Source organism: Neobacillus sp. CF12 (assembly GCF_030348765.1).
GTDB lineage: Bacteria > Bacillota > Bacilli > Bacillales > Cytobacillaceae > Neobacillus.
The window spans coordinates 6,041,030-6,054,590 of the sequence record NZ_JAUCEU010000007.1 but is presented as its reverse complement, the minus strand read 5'-3'; the positions used below and the strand labels follow the sequence as shown (position 1 = coordinate 6,054,590).

The 13,561-nt window shown below is 38.3% G+C and carries 4 protein-coding genes; all 4 read right to left on the bottom strand.

The window, feature by feature from the left end:
- Positions 1 to 396: 396 nt before the first annotated feature.
- Positions 397 to 528: a hypothetical protein gene (locus QUG14_RS29235; protein ID WP_289343941.1), complete on the bottom strand. Its 132-nt coding sequence runs from the start codon at positions 526 to 528 to the stop codon at positions 397 to 399.
- Between the two features lie 137 nt (positions 529 to 665).
- Positions 666 to 926 (bottom strand): hypothetical protein, encoded by a 261-nt coding sequence (locus QUG14_RS29230; RefSeq protein ID WP_289343940.1) that lies wholly within the window; start codon positions 924 to 926, stop codon positions 666 to 668.
- A gap of 179 nt (positions 927 to 1,105) precedes the next feature.
- Positions 1,106 to 9,085: a S8 family serine peptidase gene (locus QUG14_RS29225; protein ID WP_289343939.1), complete on the bottom strand. Its 7,980-nt coding sequence runs from the start codon at positions 9,083 to 9,085 to the stop codon at positions 1,106 to 1,108.
- Between the two features lie 532 nt (positions 9,086 to 9,617).
- On the bottom strand, positions 9,618 to 13,145 hold the full coding sequence (locus tag QUG14_RS29220; RefSeq protein ID WP_289343938.1) for a S8 family serine peptidase: 3,528 nt from the start codon (positions 13,143 to 13,145) through the stop codon (positions 9,618 to 9,620).
- Positions 13,146 to 13,561 lie beyond the last annotated feature (416 nt).

Genomic DNA, 13,561 nt, shown 5'->3' with positions numbered 1-13,561 from the left:
AATATTAATTGAGATTTTAATAATCGTACATTGGGGGAATATAGGCCTTAATAAATCGACAATTTTCGCAAAAAATACCACTTAATACTCAATACTTTACTAATATTGAAAATATTGTGTGATTTACAAGAAAAACCAATCAAGAAAATTGGAATTTTTAATTTAAAAAGGATTATATTACTATTTCTACTTGGGGGAATATTGGTGATGTGCGAGAAAAGGTTATGTAATTATTGGGGTGTTACATTAATTAAAATTTATTAATATTAAACGAGGATACTAATACCAATATAAATACCATATAAATCCGGTAACGTAAATATTCCCCAAATAAAAAAGCTATCAAATTCCAAAAATAATTAGGAATGATAGCTTTTAAATAAATCAATTGATTTCTTAAGGTTGTTGAAGAACCGTTACTTGTTTAGGTGTTGTCGTTACTTTAAAACCGTCTTTTGTCACGAGATCTACTGTAATCGTATACGTGCCATTTGGGAGATTTTTATCAGGTGTCCATTTTTCTTTCAATTCATTTTCATTCTTAACAATCCATGACTCTACAATTTGCCCACTTGCATTTTTTACATTAATTGTTCAGTCTCCTCGGTTATAAGCCCAAGCAGAAATATTTGCTGATTTGGTTTGGTTAATACCCGTAGTCGGAGTTACACTAATCGTTTGAATGGCCATACTAGATTTAATATAGCTTTGATCTCCCCACGTAGTCCAAGATCATTTCCTGCATAATCAAGCGCTAAAATGACAATACTTTTCGGTTCTGTCCCTGGTACATTAGAATAAATATTTCCTCCAGGAGCAGACATTTCCGGTTTAAAATCTAATGTAGATGTAGTACCCATCGATGAAAAATAGGACATTATGTCTTTTGCTGGATTGTTTGCCCAAATATCGCTTGCAAATTTCATACTTAATATTGACCGCTTGGCATACTTCGGTTTCACTTATTTAATTGAGCGTTCGAAAAATGAATTATTCAATTATTATCATAAAATGGAGTTAAAAGAAGATGCATTGGAAATAGCCCAATTAATTATCAATACTTAAAAAAATATCCCTGAAAAATTTCAGGGATATTTTTTATTTCTTATTTACTTACAGTTTCCTTTGTAACTGAACTTTCGTTTCCAGCTTTGTCAATTGCTGTTACGTAAAGGTGTGTACCTACAATTTGTTTTACAATTGAAACAGTGAACTTACCATTGCTATCAACTGTTCCTGTGCCAAGTGTTTTTGTGCCTGCTTTTATTAAAATCGTAGAGCCAACTTCAGCTTTACCTGTTACTACTTTAGCCGTGGAGGTCACTTTATTCACAATTGGTGCTTTAGGAGCTGTTTTGTCAATTGTAAATTTCACGGTTGATACGATTCCGGCTGCGTCCGTTATCACTAATGTGTAGTTACCCTCTCCAGTAACAGCCGTACCGCTTGTGAAATCTTTGCCATCTAATTTAGCGGTTGCTTCATTAAAGCTAATAATGACATCCTTGTTGTAAACTCCATGGTTTTCTACACCAGCTGCCCATTTTGCATAAAGTATTGTATCGCCTGACACTTTATCTGTTGCAAAATTCCAAGCCGTTTTACCTGCCGGATCCTTATACCATCCAAGGAATGCATAACCTGATTTTGTTGGTGCTGTTGGTGCACTAATTGTCTTGCTGTAATCTACTGCCATACTTTCTACTAAGCCACCATCCTGTCTATCAAAGACAATAGTAAACTTATGAAGTGACCATTTTCCATAAAGTGTTTTTGCAGAATAGATCGAGCTTGTGAGATCCCAAGGAATTGTACATGCTTCATCTGCAAACCAAGCTAAATCATAACCATAAACAGACGGTGCTGTTATTCTGCGTGCTACTATTTGATCTTTTACTGCATCCTTTAGCTCAGTAGGAGCATCACTTGGAAGGACGAAATGCACATTATATCCATTCACCACTTTTTGGGTTACGATTACATCTGCATAATCAGTAGCACTGATATTGATCGTGAAATCTCCAGTTTTTGTGAAGACACTCTTATCCAATGTAATCGTACGTGCAACCTTATCTACTTTATATTTTGTTCCATCTAAATTAATTGCACCAACTTTAATTTTAGTAATCGCATTTGCCCACTCAGAATCAAGGAATTCAAGTGTCATATCGTTACCAAGCGCGTTATCTGTCGTATCTGTTAAAATAAGAGAACCGACTAAAGCGTATTTTGCATATAGTGTAATTGGTTTTGTTACAATGTTTGCAAAATCATATGGTGTTGTTAAATTTTGATCCGTATACCAACCGTAGAACTTATAGCCGACCTTTGTAGGATCTAGTGGCTTTCTTGCATTTCGATCTACGATTTGAGCTGGAACAGGATCTCCGCCATTTGATACAAACGTTACTTTATGTCCGATTACTTGATCTGTAACGAGTGCATCCGCATAACCTTCAGAAACGATTGCCACATTGACCTTTTGTCCTGCTGTAAATAGGTCATGGTTTAACGTAATAGTGTTATTGCTAATTGTATAATCCTTATCTAAAACTAATTCTTTTGAACCAATTTTAACTGCTTTGATATTATTTTTCCATGTTCCATCATCTGTAAATGGTAACGTAATATCGCTACCTACAATGTTTTCAACAGTATCCTTCAATACGGTTGGAGGTGTTTTAATCCAACATAAATAGTAAGTTGCATTATCGGTTAGGAAAATGCCGTTATTTTGTGAAATCGTTGACACCTTGTCACTTGAGTTCGCACTGTCCAGATATAATTTATCACTTAATGAGAGTGATCCATTTGTTACAAATGATAATGCTGTTTGTAAATTGGGTGCAGTAGCTAAACCATTAACAAGTGCATCGGCTAAATATAAGTCAGTTGAATTCTTTAATGTTCCGCCATTTAAGTCAATATGACGTCGATAACTAAGTTTAACATCTGGAACATCAAGCGTTTCACCTGTTTTTGCTGTAATTGTTAATTTATAGCCAGCATTTGGACTACCCTTAGCTAAGCTTGGTGCTGCACTAAACGCAAATTTTTGATCTGGATGTTCAGTTGCAAATTTTTCCGTCGCAGTCGTAAATGAAAGCGTTCCAATTCGATCATTCGTTGACATGTCATATGTGCTTGGATCTAACGTATACTTTGTTTCCGTAGCCTCTGTCGTTCCATCACTCTTTAATTTATAGTAAGTGGCTTCGATTTTGGCAATTTGATCCTTACTTGTTAACCAAGGAATATTCGCTGCATAATCTGGAATATTGATTTTCAGATCTCCCTCGCCAAGTACCCAACCAATTCCGCTTGCTCCACTTGTTCCGTCAAACTTGATACCATTTGGTTTCGTTACATCAACAGGTGAATAGCTTTGCGTAAAATTCACTTGCCATTTCGCATAAACGGTTTGATCTGCACCTATATCATTAGTTGGTTGCCACTGACTTGTACCTGATGGATCGTTAAACCATCCAATAAATTTATAGCCAGGTCTTGTTGTACTAGGATTGATATTAAATCCAATACTATTGGTAATGACATCATTATTTACTCTGGTTCTACTCGGTCTATATCCAACTGCAATTGGATTAACTGGCGCGCCACCTTGAGTATCAAACGTAATGCCGTATCCTACTGCTTGAGAATAAAAACCGTTTGAATCAAGTCCGATTGTTTTAACCGGGTAAATGGTATTATCTGCACCCTTTGAGCTGATATCGAACTTATACAACTGAGGCAACCAGTTGGTTCCACCAGGATTGATGGCAGAAGATGGACCAACAGTTGCTGCATTCGTCTTAAATAAATCTGCCTTAAAGGTAATTTGACCTGGTACACTAATGTCGTAATATTTGTTCCCACTACCGTCTTTCAAATCTGTGATATCTAGAACGGTTGCGTTGTTTTGTGTTCTCACCTTTATATTATTAATTCCATTACGCCAATTCGCATCATCTGTAAAGGTAAACGTTAAATCCTTCCCTACATGTGCTTTTGATGGATCAGTCACTTCTGGTATAGTAGGCGTCGGAATTGCTGTAGTTGATACCGTAAAGGTATTGGTTACATCTTGATAACCAGTCGCTTTGATGGTAACTGTGTAATTCGTAGCCGTCGTAAATAACGAACCAGGTAACGTAATTTTAGAAGGCATAACCGTTAGCGTGCCAAATTGATCATAATACGTAGATGCTTCTGAGATTTTCACTAAATTTGTAACATCTGTTGAACCTAACATCACTTTTGTGATTGCTTTTCTCCATACTACATCATCTTTAAACACATCACTAACTGGGATGAGAGAGATTGTCGAACCATTTTGTAAGTCTTGTAACTTTGGAATGGTCGTATCACTTGTTTTTTGTCTTGGTCCTGCAAAATTTAGCGCTGCTCTGATTTGTTCGATTCCATCACCAGCATGTAAGGTGAATGTTTTTGCAAGAGAATCGAAATTTGGATTTGTATAACTTCCTCTGTTTGTCCCAATCGTCACATCTTGCGTTAACGTTAGTTGCGGTTCTGGAACCGTTAACCCTGCGTCGATCGCACTTTGATTTTTCAACCCGAAGTTTTTGAAAATAAAATAGAAATCATTGTAATCAATTTTACTTGTCGCAATCAGTGAACCCGTATAGTTAATATCATTGTTACGAACGCTTTTTAATAGCGATTTAACGGATGGATCGTTTCCACCAAGAAGCGCACTAAGGAACGAATAATCGTTATAAGCTTGGATCTCCGAAAGGATGTCATTGATATCAATGACGTTATCCCCATTCACATCTCCACCTGAAAGAATCGGGAAAAGACCTCTGATATCTTTTACTGTTCCTGATTGATAGCCAAATTTATTTTCACCAATGACTGGTGTTTTTTCATATCCTTTGAAATGTCCTGGTACACTCGCTTCGACTGAATATGGCGAGTTACTGACATCCATTGTTACAGCATAATACGGGTTAATAAACGTATAAGCAATTGTGTTATTAAAAGATGTCGGATTATCCGTTGCAAACGTTTTACCCTTTTCATCTTTCACCGTTACCTTCGCTCCTGAATCAACTGTGAATTGAGGGTATTCATTCGTTACGTTGTTTCTTGCAAAAGCTTCAGCCGCCAATTGACCTCTAAGCACGGAAATTGACTGTCTGACATAAGGTACATTTGTTGGGAACCACGTAACTTTCGTATCCTCATCTGATAAAGTTAAATTCGATTTTAATACTATAAATTCAAATGGTCCTGTAATCGGATCAGGGTTTGAATAGGTTACATCTGCTTCGATAATATTCATATCATGGTCAAGTGCACCGTTTGCACCAATTCCAGATATCGTAATATCAACGTTTTTACCAACTTGATAGACTGGATGAGTATAAGGATCACCTACAGTTAATACCGTATTAGGGTCAACCCCTTTGCTGATTAAATAGTTTTTATACTCATCTGTTAATCTGATATTGCTAAATTTGTAAACTTTATTATCATTAAGTGTAATTTTAGCGCCTGTCATACCCACGCCGTACTTTGTTGCAATTGTCGTTTTGAACGGTTTATCCGCATCGACAACAACTTTATCTTCATTGCCTGGTCCTGCATCTACACCTCCAGAATTGGTAAGTGTCAAATATGGGGTACCTTTTTTAATAAAATAATATTCCTGTTTCGTAGTTGATGGATCACCCGCCCCTGCATAATCAACTGGATACATCCAAAAGTAGCTGCCAAAATTTGATGTTAAGTCCTCAGGAGTAACTCCAAAATGGAAACGACCTTTCTCATCTGTATGGAAGAATACAGTTGGGAAATCACTATCTTGGTAACCCACAACTGTGTTCAATGCTTGATCTACAGGTACAGGTGTCCTACCATCTATTGGACTTGTCACCGACGTTTCGCCATTATTCTTCATCACTTCGACGTTAGAATCGTAGACTGAACCATAAAATCCTTTAATCTCTTGACCAGGTTGATAGCCTGTAGGGTCGATTTCATAAATCCCTGGCTTTGAATCACTGTCCATGGCAATCGTTGGAGGTGTATTGTCTACATAAAGTGTATCTTCTGCTGTGTAGCGTTTTCCAGCTGCATCCGTCATAATCATCTCAACAGAATAAGTACCTTCTGTTATCGCTACGGGCTTTGTTGCGATTCCGGATTGATCAAATGAGCCATCATATGGCTTAGTAAATGGAAGATATTGTCCCAAAAATAGAATTACCCCATTATATTGGACACCTGGGGAAATCCAATCAGCATCACTTAATCTGTTTATTACTCCTAAATAATTTCCGTTCTTATCTTTTAATACAATATATGAGTCCTTCATTGCACTATTAATCGAATAGCTAGTGGTTGATAAACTACCTGGCGTCATTGCCTTTGTTGTAACTTTAAACGAATCAATTCCTTTTTCCGCAACGGTAATCGTGAACGGAATACGATAAGACTCCTTTGAGTCCGCCGCATTTACAAGGTTAATATAACCCTCGTAAGTTCCCTCTAATGCATTTGACGGAACGGTAATTTTTGCAGTTGCTTTAACCGTACTTCCACCGTCAACATTAATGGATGTCACGTTTGTATCACCGGTTAAAAAATCGATTTTGACATCATTTCCTGTGCCAGGACCTACTTTATTGGATCCAGCAAATTTTGTTGAAATAAATTGATTACTTACATTAAATGTTTTTCTGCTAGTTCCTTGGTTGGTTATGTTAAAATCTTTTGTTGAAATCACATCATCAGAGCCGTTCGTTGCGCCTTCTCCTCTACCTTTAAAGCCAAAGAACATGCTTCCTGTAAGGATATCAATTTGACTCAGCATAGAATCTGAATTGACTGCATATGCCTTATCTAAAACTTGGATTTTTACATCCTCACTAATAGCTCGTGCAGGATCAACACGTCCAGCACCAACTTGGTAAACGCTATAAGTCTTTGAATCTGTATTAATATCCTTAGCTGTATTCATTAATGCCGACTTGACATCTGCCGGAGTATATTCTGGATTTGCAGCTAAAATCAATGCTGAAATCCCTGCAACATGAGGCGTTGCCATTGAAGTACCTGACATTAATTCATACGAATACTTATAATCTCTGTTTTCTACACTTACACCTGCTTGTGGTTCCCAAACGTCATATGGAACGGTCGACGAAATGTCAACACCAGGCGCTACCACATCTGGCTTGATTGTCCAATCTTTTACTGGTCCCGTTGAGCTAAAGCCTGCCAACTCGTCGCCTTTCTTTGCGAATGGCGCATCAAGTGTTTCTGGGAACGTAATCGTTGCTGATTTTGGATCCTTGTAAATGGCATCAGAAAGAGCTTGTCCCTGCGCTTGAGTCAATGAAACGGAATAAACATTATCCATGCTAACGCCTAAGAAGCTTGTGATAAATCCTTGGTTATCTTCATCGGCATTATTGTTCCAAATGATCATACCTGCTACGCCGGCTTTTTTAGCATTTGCCATTTTTGAATTTAAAAACTCTCCGCCACGTTTCACAAGTGCAATTTTACCAGACATATTTAATCCATTGTAATCTGCCGCACTACCTAAACCGACATCAACAATTGGAAATGTTTGTCCTTTAAATGCATCGTCAGATTGTGCGAAGTTTTTACCAAATAAACGAGCTTTGTATGAAGCTGAGCCGTTCGTTAGGGTCATCGAAGGAATCTCACCTGGGATCGAACTTGCTCCAACCGTAATAGCTAGTGCAGCAGTTCCTGGTGATCCTACAGTAGCTGAACCTGGACCAGCGTTCCCCGCTGCAACATCACAGACAACACCTGCTAAAGTAGCATTGTTAATCGCAATACTGGTTGGGTAAAGCGGATCATTAACCGATGCACCAAGCGAAAGATTGATGACATCCATATCATCCTTAACTGCTTGATCTATACCATTCAATACAGAGTCTGATGTGCCATGTCCACCTGGTCCTAATACACGATATCCATAAAGTTCCACATCTGGCGCTACTCCATTTGCTGAATAGACATCGTTATTATTTGTCGTATTTGCTGCGATTGTCCCTGAAACGTGAGTTCCATGAGCAGTAATATACTGTTTATAATCTGCAGGAGGTGGTCCAGCAATTATATCTGGAAGCGCCTTCGCAGCTACCCAATCCTCATAGGTTGTTTCCATTGGATCAAGGTCATCTACATATTTGACATTGCCATCTTCATCGATGCCTGTATTGTTGACAAGGTCATGCCCACCCTTATATACCGCCTTCAAATCAGGGTGATTGTAGTCAATACCTGTATCCAATACTCCGACCTTAACTTTTTGGCCTGCACGAGGACCTGATTTAATAATACCTGTGTGGCCTTCAGCTTGCAGTTTGTCTAATCCTAATAAAGAAAGACCTGTTGTAGGCTTTCCTACAGATTCACTTGCCTCTAAAGCTTTTGAAGTAGTTCCTTCAGCAACCGTATATTCTACTTGAGACCAAACAGAGGCAACTTCTGGATTTTCTGCAATTGTTGCAACCTGGTTTGCAGGTAAAGATAAAGCTACTCCGTTAAATGCTTCTGAATACTCTCTAGTAATCTTCATACTAGTTTTAACAGACTTTCCACCAATAGTTTGCGCCTTTGGTTGGTTTTTCTTCACAAAGCTTTTAAAATTAGCGTGAGAGGCTTCAACCTTTTTCTTTGCTTCCGAATATTCGCTTGCAAAAGCTTGGCTTTTTAATGAAGCCCCACCTTTAGCCAATGATTGCTTGATCATTCGAATCTTAGCTGGATCCACTTTAAATTGAACGATGACATTAATATTTTCTTTACTACGCAAATCCTTTTTATCCACATGGATTTTTTGCGAATTTTCTGCTCCAGTCAGCTTATTAATATTTGCTTTTTGCTCAGGAGTTAGTCCGTCTAGAATACGGTTTACTTCTTTTGCATTAAAAGTCTCACTTGACGGACTTTTCTGACTTGAGTTAGCAGCAGCATGTACGGGTGTTAAACTCTGAGGTAGTGCAAAGTTTAAAAGCATTGCACTCAACAGAGAGATAGATAACATTCTCTTTGTTTGTCTCTTTTTCGTACTCATTTTTTACCCTCCTTATAAAATATTAAAATAGGAGCTTATGAAATCCAAAAACTTTCAGGGTTCAAGGTTTAATAAGCCGTTGAGAATTTTATAATATTCAAGTATTAATAATTTTCTTAATAATCGAATATACTAAAATATTAATTGAGATTATCAAAATCGTACATTGGGGGAATATAAGTCTTAAAAATTCGACAATTTTCGCCAAAAATACAACTTTATACCTATTACTTTACTAATATTGAAAATATTGTGTGATTTACAAGAAAAATCAATTAAGAAATTGGGGTTTTTTAATTAAAAAAGAATTTTATCACTATTTTTATTTGGGGGAATATAGGCTTTTTGCGAGAAAAGTTATTTAATTTTTGGTGTGTTCCATTAATTACAATTTATTAATTGTTTAAACGACGGTACTGATACCAAAGTGAATTCCCTATAAATCCAGTAACTTAAAAATTCACCAAATTAAAAAGCTATCAAATTCCTAATATAAATAGGATTGATAGCTTTTAAATAAATCAATAGATTTCTAAGGTTGTTGAAGAACTGTTACTTGTTTTGGTTTAGTAGTTAATGTAAATCCGTCTTTTGTCACGACATCGGCCGTGATAAAATACGTACCATTTGGAACGTCCGTTTTAGGCACCCATTGGGTTTTAAGGGAATGTTCATCTTTTACTTCCCAGGAATCAATCACGTTTCCATTCACATCTTTCACCTTTAATGTCCAATCCACTCGGTTGTGAGCCCATGCTGAAATTTTCGCTGGCTTCGCTTGGTTCACATTTGAAGATGGAGAAACGCTGATCGTTTGAACAACCGCTCCCTCATAGTTGTACCCTTGGTTATCCCCCCATGTTTTCCAAGACATATTTCCAGCATAATCGACCGCTAGGGCAACGATCCCTTTTGGTTCTTTTGTGACCGTGACGGATTTGGCTCCAAGCGGTAAATACGTGTATACCCCATTGACGTAAAGAATAGCCGAGTTGAAATCGCTCGCATTGTCAGTGGCATCAAACGTGATTTCCCATTTTCCGTTCTTTGGTGTCACTTGAATGTTTGAAAGAACCGGAGCTACGGTATCCACCGTAATTGGCATTTTGACAATTTGCGGCTTCGCGTTTGGATAAGCAAGCGTCGTTTTAAGAACGTAATTGTAGACGCCATCTTTTACATATTTTCCTTCTTCATCCATCATATCCCATAAATAAGCGCTGTACGCATTATCTCCGTAGGCCATGATGTTTTTTCTGAACTTATATGGATTTCCGTCGATTTCAGTAAACTCACCTAGTTCATACACTTTATTTCCAGATGCATCCTCAATATAGGCTTCTGCATGATCGATGTTTCGTAAGGCCGAAAACGTCGCATAAATACCACTCACTTGATAGTTGCGAGAGAAGGCAATTCGATTCATATGGAATTTTTGTGTATAAGGGTCAAACCCCATTGGGTATCTTTCAGATGTGTCATCCCAAAGAGCGGTATAGCCTAAGAAACGACCCTTTTCCCATGCCGGAGCATCAACGTTTCGTAATTCATCCCACTTACCGTAGAAGCCCATATAAGGAACACTTAATGGAACCGCTTTGCCTTCGTTCGTTCCAACCGGTACAATGCGGACAAATCCTTCCACAAATTGATTTTTATTCAAGCCTTCTGGAAGCGTAATGTTGACGGTTACGTTTTTCTTTTGCCCTGGTTTGATTTTGATTAACGTTCCCTCTTGGTCGGTGACACTTTGTTCATTGACGGTCACTTTCGCCCCTTCAATTCGCTCGCTCTTTAACGTTAAATACTCTTTTTGGTCAAGGTTTCCATCCATATCAAAATCAAATTTCTTCGTTTCCGTCTGATCCTTTAAGACATCCACGAATACTTTGTACTCAAACTCAGATTTTCCATTATTACTTTCACCCTTAGGAATATCGAATGCTTCCATTTCCAATTGGAATTGTGTTTCTTTTCCGATTTCTTTTAAGGATACCGCACCTGCTTGCTCAAGTGACGTACCTTTTCTTGTGACAATCACAGGTGTTTGAATGGCGTTCTGAATCTTCATATGCCCAGAACCCTGTAAACGCGGTGTATAGGGAACCGTTCCGCTTGTTCTTGGATCCATGATGACATTCGCCGTATTCATCAGCGCAATTTTCGCTTTTAATACGGTTTCCTCAGAATGAGAAAGTCCTTTTTGATAAAGCGCTTGTAATAATAGGGCAGAACCACCCGCTACATGAGGGGTTGCCATCGACGTTCCACTCATCACTTCATATTCATTACCTGGCATCGTGGAATAGATATTTCCACCCGGTCCTGAAATTTCTGGTTTGAAATCGAGCGTGCTCGGTGCACCGTACGATGAGAAGTGAGACATGTTGTCTTTCGCTGGATTATCCACCCACATGCCGCCTGTAAACTTCATCTTTACACTCTGTCCGTTCTTTAGCTTGTCCACAAGGGTTGCACCGATGACCTTACTGGTCGTTGCGGACGGTATACCGGCTGCTGAAAATTGTAAGGTTTGATAATCTGGAATAAAATCAGCAGGTATCACGATGAGTGCTTTCGCTCCAGCCGCTTTTGCTGTGCTGTTTTGTGAATAAAGCGAATAGGAATTTAACATTTTCGCAACTGCAATATACCCTGTTTTTCCTACAGGATAATCCGTATTTTTTTTCCCTTCACCGACAAACACCATTTCATACTCTTCGTTGGAAGATAGATTTTTGGAAACCTTAAAAGCTGGACCATACCCTGTAAAATCCTTAAATGGAAGTGTCATACCGGATTCGTCAGTTAATCCGTTTACATGGTACTTCGTATTTTCATAGGAAGCAACCGATAAGGCAAATGGGCTGATACCAGGTGCTCCAACGGTTCCGATATCCGGATTGTCGGCATACGGCTGTAAAGATGAACTGATCACATTATTTTTTGTGCTGTAAGATGAATTTCCAGCCGCGACAACGACCATTGACCCTTTTTCCGTTGCGACGCGAATGGCTTTTTGAATCGGGTCAAAACTTTCATCGACATAACCGGAATCGACACCCAAACTCATGTTGATGACGTCTGCTCCCATCGTAACAGCATGTTCAATCCCTGCGATGATATCATCTTCCATCGCACCGCCGCCGGCATCAGAGAATACTTTCTCCGCTAATAGCTGAACCCCAGGAGCTACCCCAGCCACGCCATCTTTTGTTTCATCGCCATTTGCTCCAACCGTTCCAGCTACGTGCGTTCCATGCGGACTTGCTTTTGCCCCAGCAGGAATAACATTGGTATCATTGTCCGCCCAATCGTAACCAGTTGGCACTTTATCGGAATACCAAATGTCGCCTACTTCCGTTTCGGCCATTTTGTTGTTCATTTCCTCTTGGGTCCATTTTTCTTTTGCTTTGGCGTCATTGGATAGCGTAAAATCTTTATGATTGTAGTCAATACCGCTGTCGACGATGGCCACAACCATTCCTTCGCCTTTATAACCATATTGCTCCCACACCTTTTGGGCTTGGACCAATTCTTTACTGGCCGCCATATTTTCCTCAAAAGTTCTGGCAATGTGAACATGTTTGACGCCAGGAAGGGACTTGATGTCTTTCACGTTTTGGTACTCGGTTTCAACGCTGAATCCGTTAAACCCTTCAAAATAGCGGTGTTTGACTTGGATCGGCGCTTTTTTCCCTTTTTGAACATTGGATAGTTGATGGATGACGCCATCTTGCTTTTCTTTATAGGAATCTTTTTTATTTTTAGAGGCTACTTCACTTTCTGATGGTTGTTCCACTTCGACGATTAAACGGACCTTTTCAGTTGGCTGGAAGGCTTTTATTTCCTTCTTTCCACCCTCCTGATACATCGAATTCTCTAAATCATTTCCTTCGTAATTCTTATTCACGCCTACAATCTGATTCTGTTCCAGGACTTCATTGATGGTTTCTGGTTGCGCATTGTTGTCTGCCGCGACCGGTAACGACGTAAAAATCAATGATGTTAAGGCAGCTGTGGTCATGACTTTAAACGCTTTCAATTTTCCATTTTTCATAATGTCTCTCCTCTTTTTTATATAAAATAAGAACTTCAATATTTACATTTATTCACCTAAGATTAATAGATTAATAGCTATTAATTGCCATTTTAATTTAACAATCTATTAACCAAAGAGAGTACAAATAAATACAATTCAAATTTTACTTACATCTTATAAAACCGTACATTGGGGGAAATTCAACTAATACAAAAGTCCTTTGTTAAGGATTTTAATTTAGGATTTGTCATATAAACTCTATTAAAAAAGAATTCTAGGATATTTTGGGGACGGACGAAATAGTAGTTTGTCGAAATTATTATATTAAGCAGGCGTTGTAATCTTAAAATTTGGGGGAATATATCATAATTATTCGAATTTTGCGATTTTACAAAAAAAAATTTTCCAAAAACAGTACTAAAGACTTAAAAAAT